This is a genomic window from Pseudomonas lurida (assembly GCF_002563895.1).
Classification (GTDB): domain Bacteria; phylum Pseudomonadota; class Gammaproteobacteria; order Pseudomonadales; family Pseudomonadaceae; genus Aquipseudomonas; species Aquipseudomonas lurida.
The window spans coordinates 4,170,003-4,186,080 of sequence record NZ_PDJB01000001.1 but is presented as its reverse complement, the minus strand read 5'-3'; the positions used below and the strand labels follow the sequence as shown (position 1 = coordinate 4,186,080).

Sequence of the window (16,078 nt, the reverse complement as noted above, 5' to 3'; positions counted from 1 at the left end):
CTCGCGAATGCAGTCGGTCAGCCAATCGATTATTGACTGGCCCACCGCATTCGCGGGCAAGCCCGCTCCCACATGTGCCCTGTGGTGTGCCTTTTAGCTGTCAGGTTTTTGCCACGCCCACTCGCCATTGCGCCGGCGGCAGGATTGCGTTCACCAGGTAATCGCCCACGATCCGCGACTTGTATACGCGCGGGTTGTGGTTCGCCAGGGTTCGCGCATTGCGCCACAGCCGGTCCAGCGCCTTGCTGCTGGCGGTGGCGCTGGCCCCCAGGGCATCGAACAAGGCGGTGGTGGCGGCCAGGGTTGCATCCACCACCGGGTTCACCGCCAGGCATACTTCCAGTTCGGCCAGCGCAACCTGCGGATCGTCATCGTGCAACGGCTGGTCGTGGGCGATCACGTACTGCGCCGTTTGCTCCAGGCGTTGCGCCGCTTGTTGGGCAATGGCTTGCGCGGCGTAGGCCTGGCTCGCGACTTCACCGATCACCTGCAGCAGTTGCACGTCCTGGCCTGCGGTGTCGGCATTGCCGGTGGTGAACGTGCGTGCGCGTTTGCTGAGTTCTTCGGCACCGCTAAGTGCGGCGCGCCGGGCGATGCCGGCGAGGGTGCTGAGGTGGTAGAGCTGGAAGAACGATTGCCCATGCCCGAAGCGCTGTTGGGTGGGGCGCACGTCGTCGTCCACCACCGGCGCGTTATCGAACAGGCAGGTGCCGCTGGCGGTGAGGCGTTGGCCGAAGCCGTTCCAGTCATCGACGACCCGCACACCGGGGGCCTTGAGGTCGACGACCACGCTGTAGATCGTGCCGTCTTCGCCGGTGGCAATGGTGTTGATCAGGTCGCTGTAGAGCGCGCCGGTGGTGTAGAACTTTTGACCGCTGATCCGCAGCGAGCCGTCTTCGTCACGGTGCAGGCGGGTACCGAAATCGCCCCGAGCCTGATGGCCGACTTCGGTGCTGCCGGGGGAGAGCAGGGCGCCCTGGCCGAGTCGGTCGAGCCACTTCGCGCGCCAGTCGAGGTCCTTGGCGCTGAGCACGTCTTCGCAGAAACCAAAATGGCCACGTAAAGCCTGGGTGATGTTGGAGTCGGCAGCGGATAGCTCCGTGAGCAGTGTGAGCAACTCGACCAGGGTGGCGTCCTGTCCGCCATAGCTGGCCGGCAGGCGCCAACGCGGCAAGCCCAGCGCATTCAGTTGCTGGATCACCGTGGCAAGGCTGGCGCGTGTCTGATCCGCCTCGGCGGCCTGTGCGAGTATGTGTGCAAACAATGGACGAAACGGCGCGGCCAGTTGTTCGTAACGGGCAGTGGGCGGTGTGCCCCAGATATTCAAAGCGGAAGTCGACATGCAATGGACCTTGCAGAAAGTGGTTCAGGTGCTGGGGTCCAGTGGTCTGGTGACGTCACCCTAACTCAGGGACGGCAAAGTTTTTAATACGAAAAGCAGCTAGCAACCTGTGCGACCGTTCTATCGATAGTGCGCAACAGTATTAAACCTCATTGTGTTATTGCGATAGCTTCTACGTCGAACGACCAGACTGCACGCCCACAGATGGTTGCATCCGCCATCTAACCCCGTGGGATTTATCATGATCAATCGTCGAACTTTGCTTTCCTTGCTGGGCCTTGCTTGCTTGACGCTGCAGGGGCCTTCGGCCTGGGCAGCGGAGCCCCTGACTCTCACCGTGGGCGACCAGTTCTTCTCCAACCGTATCGTGTTGGAGCTGTCCGGGGAGCTGAAAGACCTGCCATACACGATCGACTTCAAACGCTTCAATACCGGTTCCCCGGTGGCCTCTGCCGTGGCCAGCGGTGCGCTGGACGTGGGCATCGTCGGTGATACCCCGGTGATCAGCCTGGCCGCCAATGGCGCACCGGTGAAGGTGGTCGCCAGCACCCAGACCAGCCTCGACGGTGTGGACATTGTCGCGCGCAAGGGCATTCATTCGGTGGCCGACCTCAAAGGCAAGACCGTGGCCATCTGGAATGGCTCGTGGAGCCAGCAGTTGGCGTACAAGGCCCTGGATGAGGCCGGTGTGCCGCGCAGCAGCGTCCACTTCAAATACTTGTTGCCGGCAGAAGCCAGCCTGGCGTTGACCCAAGGCGACATCGATGCCTTCGGCACGTGGGAACCCTATGTGTCGTTGCAGGAAAAAGAGGGCAGCACCCTGATCCGCAATGCCAAGGGCCTGATGAGCGCGCCCACTTACATCGTGGCGTACGAGCCAGCCCTGGCGCAGAAAAGCGCGATCATCAAAGACTTCATCGCCCGCCTTACCCGCGCTCGGGTGTGGAGCAACACGCACATCGATGAGTACGCCGAAGCCTGGTCCAAGGCCAACCAGTCGACGCCGGAAATCGCCAAGGTGTGGTTCAAGCGCGACGCGATCAAGGTGCTGCCGATCTCGCCGACAATTGTCAGCGAGGCCCAGGCCACGGCGGATTTCCTGGTGGATGCGCAGATGTTGAAGCAGCGGTATGACGTGGCGCCGTTGTTTGACCGGGTGCTTTAAACGCGGGGCAAACAAGCGCTCATAGTCTCGACGGACTGTTCGTGCAACCGATGGCCACCAGAAAAGCACCGGTGGTCGCTGGCAAGCCTTGATGTTCAAGGCGCGGTAACAGCCAGCCAGGGAGCGCATGCCCGAGCATGACACTGGTCAAATGTGGGAGCGAGCAAGCCTGCTCCCACATTGGGGCCCTGGTTTTTCAGGGGGTAATGGGTGTGACCGGGTGCAATGTACTCAGCGCACCAGGCAGGGCTGCTTGTTGTTGAAGCGCCACCCCGGCATCAAAAACTGCATCGCCACGCTGTCATCCCGCGCTCCGAGCCCCATGCCTTTGTAGACTTCGTGAGCCTTGGCCACGGCGTCCATGTCGATCTCCACGCCCAGGCCAGGTTTGCTCGGTACTTTCACGTAGCCGCCTTCGATTTTCAGCGGTTCCTGGGTCAGGCGTTGGCCGTCCTGCCAGATCCAGTGGGTGTCGATGGCCGTGATGTCGCCGGGCGCGGCAGCCGCGACCTGGGTGAACATCGCCAGGGAAATATCGAAGTGATTGTTGGAGTGCGAGCCCCAGGTCAGGCCCCATTCATGGCACATCTGCGCCACGCGTACCGAGCCTTGCAGGGTCCAGAAGTGCGGGTCGGCGAGGGGGATATCCACCGATTGCAGTTGGATGGCATGGCCCATTTCGCGCCAGTCGGTGGCAATCATGTTGGTGGCAGTCTTGAGGCCGGTGGCGCGGCGGAATTCAGCCATGACTTCACGGCCCGAGTAGCCGTTTTCCGCGCCGCAAGGGTCTTCGGCATAGGCGAGTACGTGGTGCTGGTCGCGGCACAGGCGGATGGCTTCTTTCAATGACCAGGCGCCATTCGGGTCGAGGGTGATGCGCGCATCCGGGAAGCGTTCGGCCAGGGCGGTGACGGCTTCGATTTCGGCATCGCCACTGAGTACGCCGCCCTTGAGCTTGAAGTCGTTGAAGCCGTACTTGGCTTGTGCGGCCTCGGCCAGGCGCACCACGGCCTCGCTGGTCAGGGCCTTTTCGTGACGCAGGCGGAACCATTCATCGTCGCTGTCGGCCTCGTTGCGGTAGGCGAGATCGGTCGCGTGGCGGTCGCCGACATAGAACAGGTAGCCGAGCATTTTCACCGCATCGCGTTGCTGTCCTTCGCCGAGCAAGGCCGCTACGGGGACTTCGAGGAATTGCCCCAGCAGGTCGAGCAGCGCGGCTTCCATGGCGGTGACGGCATGGATGGTGATGCGCAGGTCAAAGGTCTGCAGGCCACGGCCGGCCGCATCCCGTGAGGCAAAGGTGCTGCGCATCTGGTTGAGGACACGCTGGTACTGGCCGATCGGCTGGCCCACCACCAGGCCGCGGGCGTCTTCGAGCGTTTCGCGGATACGCTCGCCGCCGGGGACTTCACCCACGCCGGTATTGCCGCTGCTGTCCTTGAGGATGACGATATTGCGCGTGAAGTAGGGGCCATGGGCGCCGCTGAGGTTGAGCAGCATGCTGTCGTGGCCGGCGACGGGGATGACCTGGAAGTGAGTGACGACGGGAGTATTCATGGCAGGTTCCTAAAAGGGCTCAGAGAGGTTTGCTGATGGCAGCGCCTGTTGGCGCGCTGGGCGACGTCAACACGGCAGACGGCGACGTCTTGGCGAAGAACACCAGGATCGCGGCGAGCACCGAGGTGCCGGCCAGGCCGTAGAGGCCGCCCTGGATCGAGCCGGTGGTCTGTTCGAGAAAGCCGAAGGTGGTCGGCGCGACGAAGCCGCCCAGGTTGCCGATGGAGTTGATCAGCGCGATCACCGCTGCGGCGATGCGCACATCCAGGTAGCCCTGGGGGATCGGCCAGAACAGCGACGATGCCGACTTGAAGCCAATGGCCGCAAAACAGATCGCCACAAAAGCAAACACCGGCCCACCGGTGGTGGACATGAACATGCCGGCCGCAGCAATCAACAGCGCTGCCGCCACCCAGGCCTGCTGGAACTTGAACTTGCCCGACAGCGAAGCGAAGGCGTACATGGCGATGATCGAGATCAGCCAGGGAATCGAGTTGAAAAAGCCGACCTGCACATCACTCAAGTCACCCATTTTCTTGATGATGCTCGGCAGCCAGAAGGTCGCCGCGTAAATCGTCAGTTGGATGCAAAAGTACAGGGCGCAAAACAGCAGGATCTGACGGTCCTTGAGCAGTTTGCCAATCGTCGGTTTGACGGTGGTGAGGGCTTCGCGGTCGCGCTGTTCCTGGTCGATAGCGTTGACCAGTGCGTCCTGTTCTTCGCGGGTCATCCATTTGGCGTCGTGGGGCTTGGAGTCCAGCCAGAACCACACAAAGAAACCGATCACCACCGAGGCCAGGCCTTCAATGGCAAACATCCACTGCCAGCCGTGAAAGCCAAACCCTTCGATCTGCAACAGCACACCCGACAGCGGGCCGGAAATCAGCGAGGCCACCGCAGAACCACTGAGGAAAATCGCGATGGCTTTACCGCGCTCCACGCCCGGCAGCCAGCGGGTGAAATAGTAGATCACCCCAGGGAAGAAACCAGCTTCGGCCACGCCCAGCAGAAATCGCAGGATGTAGAAGTGGGTTTCGTTCTGGATGAACGCCATCAACGTGGCGACGATGCCCCAGGTAAACATGATGCGGGTCAGCCAGATACGTGCCCCGACCTTTTGCAGCAGCATGTTGGAGGGCACTTCGAAGAGGGCGTAGCCAATGAAGAACAGCCCGGCACCGAAACCGTAGGCTGCGGCACCGATGCCCAGGTCGTGCTCCATGTGCGTGCGCACAAAGCCGATATTGACCCGGTCGATGTAGTTGAGGATGAACATGATCACGAACAGCGGGAGCACATGGCTCTTCACTTTGCTCACGGCGCGCGCGAGGACCGAGTCAGTTTCTGGTGTGGCAGATGCATGGCTTGAATTGTTCACAATTCAAAACTCCCCCTGATTATTTTTATGCGGGATCGCGTGTCTTGTTGATAGACATCATACAAGTGGTTTTCGCTGGTTCGCAATGCAGGGGTGAGTGTTTTTGTTTTCATAACGCCAGTGTCAGCGCTATCTATTTGGTTATTTGCCTTGTTTTACTGGCTATTCGTTGTTTTTTATCTGCGGTGATATGCGAGTGGAGGACTTAGGCGTCCACCGGAAGCGATGAGCGTTTGAGTTTAGTTGTCATACAAGATAGGCGTTTTCTTAATCAACCCGCACCCACCCTCGGCCTGGGTGTTAAGCTCCCGACAGCTAACCCCGTGGACCCGTAGCAATGCCCATTGAAAGTGGAACCCCCATCCGTAGACGCTCTACCAACCTGGCCCAGGGCGTGGTCGATGCACTGACCCAGCGCATCCTGCTTGGCCAGCTCAAGCCCGGCGAAAAACTGCCCTCGGAATCCACCATCGTGCTTGAGCACGGGGTGAGCCGGACCGTCGTGCGCGAAGCGATCTCCAAGTTGCAGGCGTCGGGATTGGTCGAGACCCGTCACGGCATCGGCACTTTTGTGCTGGAGCAGCAGGCCCAACAGGGGTTGCGCCTGCATGTAGACACGGTGGCCAGCGTGCGCAACATGCTCGAACTGCGCCTGGGCCTGGAGGTGCAAGCCGTGGCGCTGGCGGCCTTGCGCCGAACCGACGAACAGCTGGCCCACATGCGCCAGGCTCTGGACGATTACCAGGCATCGCTGGCCAATAACGACAGTTGCGTGGAGGAAGACAAACGCTTTCACCAACTCATCGCTGAAGCCACCGGCAATACCTTCTTCACCGAAATCATGCTGCACCTGGGGAATGCGATGATCCCGCGCACCCAGGTGAAGGTGACTGAACGCGGTGGCGCTGACTTCGCCCAATTGGGCCAGCTGGCAAACCTGGAGCACGAGGCGATCTTCAACGCGATCAAACGCCAGGACCCGGACGCCGCGCGCGCCGCCATGGTGCTGCACTTGACCAACAGCCGGGATCGTTTTTCAGGGGAGCAGGGCCGTTGAACGAACACACGTTATCCCTGCGCCTGGAGCGCGTGGGGGCGAACATTCCGGTGGGTGCCCGACTGGCCGATATCGGCTCCGACCACGGTTACCTGCCGGTGGCGTTGATGCGCCGGGGCGTGATCGCCTCGGCAGTGGCGGGGGAGGTGGCGACGACGCCCTTCTACGCAGCGCAGCGCACGGTGCGTGACAACGGCCTGGAGCAGCAGATCACCGTGCGCCTGGCCGATGGCCTGGCGGCCATCGAACCCCATGACGGCATCACCGCAATCAGCGTGTGCGGCATGGGCGGCGAGACGATCCGCGACATCCTCGAAAGCGGCAAGATGCACCTGAGTGGCCAGGAACGCTTGATCCTGCAACCCAACGGTGGCGAGCAACCGTTGCGCCAGTGGCTGATGGACAACGGCTACTCCATCGTCAGCGAAGAGTTGCTGCGCGAGAACCGTTTCTACTACGAGATCATCGTCGCCGAGCGCGCCGGGCCGGTGGCTTATACCGCTGAACAGCTGTACTTCGGCCCGCTGCAGATGCAGGCGCGTAGCCCGGCGTTTATTGGCAAGTGGCAGCGTCTGTTGCGCCAGAGGCAGAAGACCCTGGCCAGCCTGGAGCAGGCCAGGCAGGCGGTGCCGGAGCAGAAGGTGCAGGAAATTGCCCGGCAGGTGGGGTGGATTACTGCGCTACTGGCTTGATACACCTCAATTCAAACGTGATGACCACGTGAATGTGCACGCCAGTGAGCAAATTTGTAACGGTTGCGCCGCCATTGCAGCCACGTCAGCTCCCACGCTGGAAGTGGGTTGTTTGTGGAATGTGCGCCATTAGTTACATGGGCGGTGATGCGATGAGTGCTTTCGCCCCATTAGTGTGCGCCGCGCATTATGTATTGGGTGCGAACCGGCCTATTCCCGCGCTTCAGCCAACGGCCCATATCTTGCTAGTGCCTTCTCAATCAATGACATGGCATTTTGCTGCTAGTCATATCAAGGCGTTGCCCACGGTGCACCCCGTGGGTTGTTTTTGGGGAGTGGTCGTACATGCACAGCCTTTTGTCACCGGGTATCCGCCTGCTCGGACGTTTCGGTTTCGCGCGTAAATTCCAGATCCTGTTTTTCCTGTTCATGCTGCCCCTGGCGGGTAGCCTGTGGATGATCGGGTCGGACTACCGCGACAAATTAACCGTGATTTCCAGCGAGCAGTCCGGCGTTCGGCAACTGCTCGCCCTGGACGCCCTGGATGGCCAGTTAACGGCGCAGCGCAACCTGGCTGCGCGCTGGAAGGCGGCAGACATCCTGCACGCGCCAACGCCAGCGGCGAAGGCGGCGATGGAAAAAGTCGATGCCAATTTCCCGGTGATCCTGCAAAGCCTGCAAGCCCTGGGTGATTCGCTCAAAGCCCAGAATGCCAGTGCCGACATCCTGGCCCGCTTCGAAGCCTTGCAGGCCACGGTCAAGGGCATGGACTCCCAATCCCTGCGCACCGTGGGTTGGTGGCCGGACGGGTACGACCGTTTCACCTCGGCCCTCACCGCCATGCAAACCCTGCGCGAGCAGATCACCCTGGATGCCGGGCTGATCCTCGACCCCTGGCTGGAAACCTACCTGCTGATGCAGATTTCCACTCAGCACACACCCGACCTGATCGAGCGTATCGGCCGCATGGCCAGTGTTGGCCAGTCGTCCATCGCGTCGGGGCAGTTCACGTTGCAGAGCCGCTTGCAGATGCGTGACTTGCGCGGCCGCATCGGCGATGCACGGGACCAGTTGGTCAAGGCCGCGGCGTCGCTCAAGGCCAAGCAATATGCGGGTCTTGAGCCCTGGACCGGGCAATACGACAACAGCTTGCAACGGCTGGACGACGAACTCAAAGTGCTCGACGACGGGGTATTCGGCGGCACCATCAAGCTCGACACCGCAGGCTTCGAGCGCAGTGTCGATGGGGTGCTCGACAGCTTGGGCGCGCTGCGTAGCCAGTCGCTCAGCTCGCTGGATGCGCGCCTGAGCTATTACCGCGATCGCTCGCTGCAGAAATTCATCCCCGTCGCCGCGACATTCAGTCTGTTGGCCTTGGCCGCGTTGTACCTGTTCATATGCCTGCAAGCCTCGATTCGCCGCAGCGCCAGTGGCATCACCACGCTGGCTGAGTCTCTGCGCGACGGCAACCTGTGCGTGGAGGTGGCGGTGGAAGGACGCGACGAACTCGCGGCCATCAGCACTGCGCTGAACGTCGCGGTGGTGCAACTGCGCGCCAGCCTGCTGGGGGTCAATCACGAGACGCAGCAACTCGGCTCGGCGGTGCTCACCCTCAATTCGCAATCGGGCAGCACGCTCACCGAAGTCGAAGACCAGCAACATCAAATCAGCCAGATTGCTGCTGCCGCCACCCAACTGGCCGCCACTTCGCTGGGCGTCGCCAGAAGTTGCGAACACGCCTCGGGCAGCGCCCAGCAGACCCGGCGTATTGCCGAAGACAGCAGCCGCGACAGCCAGCGCACCACGGCCAGCATCCAGCAGCTCAACCAGCGCCTGACCGATACTGCCGATGCACTGGAGCAAGTCAGCCAACAGGGCCAGCAGATTCAATCGGTGGTCGACACCATCCGCGGCATTGCCGAGCAGACCAACCTGCTGGCGCTCAACGCCGCCATCGAAGCCGCCCGCGCCGGCGAACAGGGCCGCGGTTTTGCCGTGGTAGCCGATGAAGTGCGCAGCCTGTCGCAACGCACCCAGGCCTCCACCGCGCAAATCGCCGGCACGGTCGACAGCCTGCGCGCCACGGTCAGCCAGGCGGTCACGTTGATGGGCGCCGCGTGTGAACAGGCACTGACGGATGCTGAATCCGTCACCGGGCTGGGCACACGTTTGGGCGAGATTGCCGGTGCGGTGCAACACGTCACCGACACCCTGGCGCAGATCGCCACTGCTGTTGAAGAACAAGCGGCGACGGCAGATGAAGTGAGCGGCAATATCCAGCAAGTGGACCAGGCGGCAGGGCGCTTGCTCGACGGCGCGCGGGCTGTGAACCGAGCGGCCGACACCTTGAGCAAAGGCAGCCAGGCATTGAGCGACAACACCGCGCGGTTTCGCCTGGGCTGAGCAATCGGATGAACCTTCGGCGGATACGGGGCTCACTTGTCAGGTAGCCCTGTTCCCTTGCCGAAAGGAATCCGCATGTCCGCAACGACCCTCCCGCACGGCCCCGTCACCCGCGAACTCAGCCTGCGCGCCGTCATCACCGGCAGTGTCCTCGGCATCCTGCTCACACCTTCCAATGTCTACGCCGGGTTGAAGATTGGTTGGTCGTTCAACATGTCGATCATCGCACTGTTGATTGGCTACGCCATCTTTCAAGGAGTGGCCAAGCGTTCCACCGACCACCTGCCGTGGACCTTGCATGAAAGCAACATCAACCAGACCGTCGCCTCGGCCGCCGCTTCAATCATTTCCGGCGGACTGGTAGCGCCGATCCCGGCCTATACCTTGCTGACGGGCAACCAGTTAGACGCTATCCCCATGATTGCCTGGGTGTTCTCGGTGAGTTTCCTGGGCATCTGGATCGCCTGGTATCTACGGCCCTCGTTGCTGAATGACAAGGCGCTGAAATTCCCCGAGGGCATGGCCACCCTGGAAACCTTGCTGCACATCTACAACCATGGGCGCGAAGCCGCGACGCGCTTGAAGGTGCTGCTCGGCGCCGCGTTGCTCTCCGGGCTGGTCAAGTGGGTCGATACTTTTATGTGGGCCTTCCCGCGCTGGTCGCCCAGCGCTCAGTTGGAGCGCCTGACCTTCACCGCCGACCCTTCGCTGTTGCTGGTGGGCTTCGGCGGTATCATCGGCATTCGCGTGGGCCTGACCCTGCTGCTCGGCGCCTTGCTCGCCTGGGGTGGCCTGGGCCCCTGGTTGTTGGCGCAACACCTGGTGACCTTGCCTGTGGGCAGCAGCGGCCCGCAGTTTGCCGCGCTGGTGGAGTGGTTGTTGTGGCCGGGCGTAAGCCTGATGGTGTGTTCCACCTTGGCCTCGCTGGCGATTCGTTTGTGGGTTTTGTACCGATCAACGCAATCCGGCGGCGAATCGACCTGGACGGTGCCAAAACCGGGGCCTGCCGCCGGTTTTGTGCTGGCGATTGTGCTGGTGGTGAGCCTGCAGGCGCTGCTGTTCGGCATTCATCTGGGCATGGCGTTGCTCACGATCCCATTGGCGATTTGCCTCGCCGCCGTCGCCGCGCGCGTGGTGGGCGCCACCGGCATTCCGCCGATCGGCGCCATTGGGCAACTGTCCCAGCTGAGCTTTGGTATCGTCGCGCCGGGGCAGGTGCCGATCAACCTGATGAGCGCCAACACGGCTGGTGGCTCGGCCGGGCAGTGCACCGACTTGATGAATGATTTCAAGGTGGGCAAGGCCATTGGAGCCACGCCGCATAAGCAGGTGATCGCGCAGATCCTGGGGATTTTCATCGGCAGTATCGTTGGCGTATTCGCCTACCTGGCGTTGATCCCGGATCCGCAAACCATGCTGCTCACCGAGGAGTGGCCGGCCCCGGCGGTCGCTACCTGGAAAGCCGTGGCGCAAACCCTCACCCATGGGTTGGATTCACTGTCCACCAGCATTCGCTGGGCGATTGCCATCGGCGGCCTGGTTGGCGTAATGCTCGGTGTGCTGGACAGCACCTTGCCTGCCCATCGTGCCCGCTTCCTCCCGAGTGCCGCCGCCCTGGGCCTGGCCTTCGTGCTGCCGGCCTCGGTCTCGCTGATGATGGCCCTGGGCGCGATACTGACCTGGCTGCTGAGCTGCCGCTGGCCGAGCCTCACCGAGCGCTTTGCGATTACCGCCGCCGCTGGCTTGATTGCGGGGGAGAGCATCACCGGCGTAGGTGCTTCACTGTGGTCGATGGTGCACTGACGCGTGGCTCGGCAGTTGCCGAGCCAGCCGCCATGGCCTCAGGCGATCTTCACATTCATGGTGATCCTGGCGGTGAACACCTTCACTTCGCCCTCATCAAAAATATCCACCGGCACGATCTTGTCCCCCGCGGTGGACCAATCAATACCGCTGCCATCCGCTACGGCACGGATGTTCGACTTGGCCTTCGCCAGGTACTCCACGGTCATGCCCTTGGGGATCCATTTGGCACCTGACGGTATCGACACGTCCGTCATCGTTCCACCCGCCAATTCCGCCGCGTTGCACAACGCAATGGCATGCACGGACGCCAAGTGGTTGGTGATTTCCTTGCGAAACGGCACATTGACCACGGCATGCCCAGGGCGCAGTTCGGCGATTTCCGGGTTGATGGTGCTGAAGTAGGGCGCCACTTGGCAGGCCATTTGGCTGAACGCTGCAGGGCCTGCACTGTTGAACATGCTGAGAAACTGGCTCATGGATTATCCTCGCAATGGGTTGACAGAATAATATTCTGTGACGGAACAATATTCTGTAAATTCCACAGGTGTCAAGCCATGCCTTCTCTGCAGGCGGCTGTACCTTTAGACTCCGTACATTTGGCGAGCCACTTCATGCACGCACCTGACCTGATCGAGCGCACCTTCCCGGGCCGGCGCAGCGACCTCAAGCGCAGCATCCTGCGCGAGGCCCTGGCCAGCTTTAACGACGTGGGTATTGAAGCGACGAATATCGAAACCATCCGCGCGCGGTGCGAGACCAGCGTGGGCGCCATCTACCATCACTTCGGCAACAAGGAAGGTATCGTCGCCGCGCTGTTTTTTGCCGCGCTGGAAGATCAGGCCGCCTTGCGAGACCACTATCTGAAGCCGGCGCAAACCGCCCAGGCCGGTGTGGAAGCGCTGGTGCGCAGTTATGTGGAGTGGGTGGATGCGCAACCCGAATGGGCGCGCTTTATGTTCCAGAGCCGTTTCGCCGTGGCCAACGGCCCGCACAAGGACGAGCTGCTCACCCGCAACAAGCAGCGCAATGCGCAATTGACCGAGTGGATGAGCGACGAAGGCCGCCGCGAGGCGTTCAGCCATATCCCGTCAGAACTGCTGCTGTCGCTGATCATCGGCTCGGCCGAAAGCTATGCCCGTGCGTGGTTATCCGGCCGGGTCAAGCACAGCCCGAATCACTACGCCGCGTTGCTGGCGCAGGCGGCGTGGGCCTCGATCAGCCAAACGCCTGAACAATCGGCAGACATTTAATTGTCGGCACTCCTGGAGGCTGGCGTAGTCTGTTTCCAAGACATTCCTCTCGCCCTGCGGAGCCTTCAATGATTATCGTCCACCACCTCAACAATTCACGCTCGCAACGCATCCTGTGGCTGCTCGAAGAACTCGGACTGCCCTACGAGATCAAGCGCTACCAACGCGACCCGAAAACCAACCTCGCCCCGCCAGAGCTCAAGGCCATCCACCCGCTGGGCAAATCCCCGGTGATCGAAGACGGTGGCCAGGTGCTGATCGAATCCGCCGCCATCATCGACTACTTGATCCGCCACCACGGCCAGGGCCGCCTGCAACCGGACCCCGCCAGCGCCACCTATGACACCTATGTGCAGTGGCTGCACTTCGCCGAAGGCTCGGCCATGTTGCCGTTGATGCTTAACCTCTACGTCGGCCGCCTGGGTGACGCTGGCGCACCGTTGCATCCGCGCATCGAATCGGAAGTGGCCAACTATTTGGGTTACCTGAACGACGCGCTGGCGGAGAAAGCGTACCTGCTGGGCGACGAGCTGAGTGGTGCGGATATCCAGATGAGCTTTATCGGCGAAATCGCCAAGGCCCAGGGCAAGCTGCAGGCCTACCCGAACCTGGCGGCCTGGGTGGAAAAATTCCAGGCGCGGCCTGCCTATCGCAAGGCGGTGGAGCAGGGTGGGGAGTATGCGTTTGCCAAGTGACTAGCGTTGCTGCAACGCCACCTTCAGGCCCAGGCCCATAAACAGTGTGCCGATGATTTTCCCTTCCCAGCGCCGCAACCGGGAAAGCCCCTTGATGCCTCGGCTCAAGGGGCGGATGGCGAGGGCGAGCAGGCTGGTGTAGACCGCGCTGAGCGCCGAGAATATCAGGCCCAGTACCGCGAACTGCACCAGCGATGAGCCAGATTCCGGGTGCACGAATTGAGGCAGGAAGGCCAGGAAGAAAATCGCAGTCTTCGGGTTGAGCAGTTCGGCGCCCACCGCCTGGAAAAACGCCTGGCGCGGCGTGACGGCGGGCAACGTCAGCCCTTTCTGAGTGCCGGTTTTGGCCATGAACGCGCGGATGCCCAAGTAGATCAGGTAAGCCGCGCCCGCCCACTTCACGGCGTTGAACGCCGTGGCCGAGGTCATCAAAATCGCCGACAACCCCAGCGCCGCGCCCAGGGTATGCAGCAGATCGCCGCACGCCACGCCCAGGCCGGTGGCAACCCCGACCTTGCGGCCGCCCTGCACAGTGCGGGTGATCACCAGCAACACGGACGGGCCGGGGATCAGGAACAGGCCGATCACGACGGCGATATAGGTGATCAGGGAGGCGAGTTCAAACATGCTGGGCACTCTCGGAACGGGGCTCGACCGCCAGTTATCCCCAACTGGGCATTGTTTACAACTGTTAACGGATTCAACGGCGCAATCGCTTTAGGCTTTGCGGTGTCCGTACAGGAGCCCCCGGCCATGACCCTGCGAGCTGTTGCTACCTTGTTTGCCTTTGCCCTTTTGCTGCCGTCACCGGCCGAGGCCTCGGCGCCCATCACCCATGTCGCCATCTACCGTGGCCCGGCAGGCTGCGATGACTGTTCAGAAAACGTGGCAAAAGCCCTGGAGCGCATCAACCCCAACTACCGTATCGACTTCGTAGGCGCCGATGAGCCCATCGACATCACGCCGCAAACCCTCGCGGGCTACGACCTCTACGTGCAACCTGGTGGCGGCCAGGACATCCCCGGCGCCCTGCGCAGCCTGGGCGATGCACGCATTGAGGCGATACGCGATTATGTCGCCAACGGCGGGCGCTACCTGGGCGTGTGCATGGGCGCCTACCTGGCGGATGACAGCAACCTCGGCCTGATCCCCCAGGACCTCGACGGCGAAGCCGGCCGCCCCGGTTTCGAAGTGCCCGACATCGCCGACGCCGCCGTGCAGGTCACGTGGGAAGGCAAGCCTGACCACGTGTTCTTCCAGGACGGCCCTTACTTCCCCAAGGTCGCGCCCAACAGGGTCATCGCGACCTACCGTAACGGCGACGTCGCGGCCGCGCGGTATACCTTCGAGAAGGGCGTGGTGATACTGAGCGGCCCACACCCCGAAGCCAGTGCACAGTGGTTCGAGAACGCTGAAATCCCGTTAAGCCAAATGCCCCAGCGCGACCTGTTCGGCTCGCTCATACGCCACTTCTAGTCGCCACCCAGCGTGGGGCGAGCCCGCTCGCCGCGGCAGGGCCGTTCACCACAAAGGTCTTAAGCGCTGCAACGAAAACGACGACAGATCCAGCTCGCTCGTGCCCCGTATGCACCACTGCGCAAAAGCCTCGCCCAGCGCCGCCGAATGCTTGAAGCCATGCCCCGAACACGGCGACACCACCAGGGTGTGTTGCAGCGTCGGGTGTTTATCGATGATGAAATGATGGTCCGGCGTCACGGTGTAGGCACACACCGCCGACTTGACCACATTGGCCGTCAGCCCGGCGATACGGCCTTGCACGTGCTGTTCGTACATCTCCCGCGCCTGTGCGGGCGAGACCGTGCGGTCCAGCGTCTCTGGCGTGGACACGGTGTGGTACTGCGCCGTGGCCAGCTTCAAACTGCCCTCGCCGGGCAACGCCGGGAAACCGTAGCTGGTATGCGCCTCGCCCGGGCCGTGGGTGAAGATAAACGTGGGTGACGCCCCAACCAGCGGCGCATCCGGTTCCAGCTCGAACCAGAACAGTTGCTGCCGATACACCTTGAGCAGCCGGTCAAACGGTGCCCCCAGCAGATCGCCTGCCCAGTTACCGGCGCTCACCACCAGCTTGTTGGCCTGCAAGGTGCGCCGGTCGGTGGTCACCGTCACGCCATGTTCATCCGAGCGGATATCGGTCACGGTCTCGCCTTTGTACAGCGTCGCGCCATGTTGCTCGGCCAGGCGCAATTGCACCTCGATGCAGCGCTCGGGCCGCACGAAGCCGCCGGCGGGCTCGTAGTAGCCGATGGCGTTGTCCGCCACCTGGGCAAATTGGGGAAAGCGTCGGCGAATCTGCACGGCGTCCAGCACTTCGTGTTCGATCCCGTAGGTCTGCGCCAGGCCGATGGTGCGCAGGGTGAAGTCGCTTTCATCGCTGGTGTCGAAGCCCTCGTGGGAGGTGAGTACCAGCAAGCCGGACTGTTCGAACAACGACTCCCCCGACAAGGCCTCCAGCTCTCGCCATATGCGATGCGAGTTGCGCACGATGGGCACGTACTGCGCCCCTTCACCCACCGACAGCCGCGTGATTCGCGTATCGCCGTGGCTGGAACCGAAGGTATGAGGCGGGTGATGGCGGTCGATGCCGGCGACCTTCACGCCGGCTTTGGCCAGTTGGTACACCGTGGCGGCGCCCATGGCGCCCAGGCCGATGACCAGTGATTCATAACGTTCCATCGTTAATACCTAATTGAGAAGCTTGTTTGGGAAAACGCC

14 protein-coding genes are annotated in these 16,078 nt (G+C 62.1%); 8 read left to right on the top strand and 6 right to left on the bottom strand.

The window, feature by feature from the left end:
* Nucleotides 1-100 precede the first annotated feature (100 nt).
* Complete coding sequence (locus tag ATH90_RS18935; protein WP_069077864.1) at nucleotides 101-1,342, bottom strand: acyl-CoA dehydrogenase family protein; 1,242 nt, start codon at nucleotides 1,340-1,342, stop codon at nucleotides 101-103.
* A gap of 241 nt (nucleotides 1,343-1,583) precedes the next feature.
* Here ATH90_RS18935 and ATH90_RS18930 point away from each other — a divergent pair, with 241 nt between their 5' ends.
* The gene (locus ATH90_RS18930; protein ID WP_098467014.1) at nucleotides 1,584-2,507 is read left to right on the top strand and encodes an ABC transporter substrate-binding protein; all 924 of its coding nucleotides are present in this window, start codon (nucleotides 1,584-1,586) and stop codon (nucleotides 2,505-2,507) included.
* Between the two features lie 231 nt (nucleotides 2,508-2,738).
* Here the strand turns inward: ATH90_RS18930 and gudD are convergent, their stop codons facing one another.
* Together gudD and ATH90_RS18920 are read right to left on the bottom strand one after the other, a co-directional pair.
* Complete coding sequence (gudD, locus tag ATH90_RS18925) at nucleotides 2,739-4,064, bottom strand: glucarate dehydratase (protein WP_098467013.1); 1,326 nt, start codon at nucleotides 4,062-4,064, stop codon at nucleotides 2,739-2,741.
* Between the two features lie 19 nt (nucleotides 4,065-4,083).
* Nucleotides 4,084-5,442: an MFS transporter gene (locus ATH90_RS18920; RefSeq protein WP_069077862.1), complete on the bottom strand. Its 1,359-nt coding sequence runs from the start codon at nucleotides 5,440-5,442 to the stop codon at nucleotides 4,084-4,086.
* Nucleotides 5,443-5,779: 337 nt separating this feature from the next.
* Between ATH90_RS18920 and ATH90_RS18915 the strand changes: the two genes are divergently transcribed.
* The 4 genes from ATH90_RS18915 to ATH90_RS18900 all read left to right on the top strand — a co-directional run bounded on the left by ATH90_RS18915 (nucleotide 5,780) and on the right by ATH90_RS18900 (nucleotide 11,397).
* A complete protein-coding gene (locus tag ATH90_RS18915; protein WP_034107679.1) occupies nucleotides 5,780-6,499 on the top strand; it encodes a FadR/GntR family transcriptional regulator in 720 nt (239 codons plus the stop codon).
* Nucleotides 6,496-7,191: a tRNA (adenine(22)-N(1))-methyltransferase gene (locus tag ATH90_RS18910; RefSeq protein ID WP_098467012.1), complete on the top strand. Its 696-nt coding sequence runs from the start codon at nucleotides 6,496-6,498 to the stop codon at nucleotides 7,189-7,191. The genes ATH90_RS18915 and ATH90_RS18910 overlap by 4 nt, the downstream gene beginning before the upstream one ends.
* 345 nt (nucleotides 7,192-7,536) lie before the next feature.
* Nucleotides 7,537-9,594 (top strand): methyl-accepting chemotaxis protein, encoded by a 2,058-nt coding sequence (locus tag ATH90_RS18905; RefSeq protein ID WP_098467011.1) that lies wholly within the window; start codon nucleotides 7,537-7,539, stop codon nucleotides 9,592-9,594.
* Nucleotides 9,595-9,669: 75 nt separating this feature from the next.
* Nucleotides 9,670-11,397 carry an OPT family oligopeptide transporter gene (locus ATH90_RS18900; protein ID WP_098467010.1) on the top strand — a complete coding sequence of 576 codons (1,728 nt, stop codon included), beginning with the start codon at nucleotides 9,670-9,672 and terminating at the stop codon, nucleotides 11,395-11,397.
* 38 nt (nucleotides 11,398-11,435) lie between these two features.
* On the opposite strand, the gene ATH90_RS18895 is transcribed toward ATH90_RS18900, so the two are convergent.
* Nucleotides 11,436-11,876: a hotdog fold domain-containing protein gene (locus tag ATH90_RS18895; RefSeq protein WP_034107675.1), complete on the bottom strand. Its 441-nt coding sequence runs from the start codon at nucleotides 11,874-11,876 to the stop codon at nucleotides 11,436-11,438.
* Between the two features lie 135 nt (nucleotides 11,877-12,011).
* On the opposite strand from ATH90_RS18895, the gene ATH90_RS18890 reads away from it, so the two are divergent.
* Entirely contained in the window at nucleotides 12,012-12,650 is a 639-nt protein-coding gene (locus ATH90_RS18890) for a TetR/AcrR family transcriptional regulator (RefSeq protein ID WP_098467009.1), read from the top strand.
* A 68-nt stretch (nucleotides 12,651-12,718) separates the two neighbouring features.
* Nucleotides 12,719-13,345 carry a glutathione S-transferase family protein gene (locus ATH90_RS18885; RefSeq protein ID WP_034107673.1) on the top strand — a complete coding sequence of 209 codons (627 nt, stop codon included), beginning with the start codon at nucleotides 12,719-12,721 and terminating at the stop codon, nucleotides 13,343-13,345.
* Here the strand turns inward: ATH90_RS18885 and ATH90_RS18880 are convergent, their stop codons facing one another.
* Nucleotides 13,346-13,972: a LysE family translocator gene (locus ATH90_RS18880; RefSeq protein ID WP_034107672.1), complete on the bottom strand. Its 627-nt coding sequence runs from the start codon at nucleotides 13,970-13,972 to the stop codon at nucleotides 13,346-13,348. It abuts the gene before it with no gap.
* A 126-nt stretch (nucleotides 13,973-14,098) separates the two neighbouring features.
* Between ATH90_RS18880 and ATH90_RS18875 the strand changes: the two genes are divergently transcribed.
* Complete coding sequence (locus ATH90_RS18875) at nucleotides 14,099-14,821, top strand: BPL-N domain-containing protein (protein WP_098467008.1); 723 nt, start codon at nucleotides 14,099-14,101, stop codon at nucleotides 14,819-14,821.
* 45 nt (nucleotides 14,822-14,866) lie between these two features.
* Here ATH90_RS18875 and solA read toward each other — a convergent pair whose 3' ends face one another.
* Nucleotides 14,867-16,039, bottom strand: coding sequence for an N-methyl-L-tryptophan oxidase (gene solA, locus ATH90_RS18870; RefSeq protein ID WP_098467007.1), 1,173 nt, complete (start codon nucleotides 16,037-16,039; stop codon nucleotides 14,867-14,869).
* Nucleotides 16,040-16,078: the final 39 nt, after the last annotated feature.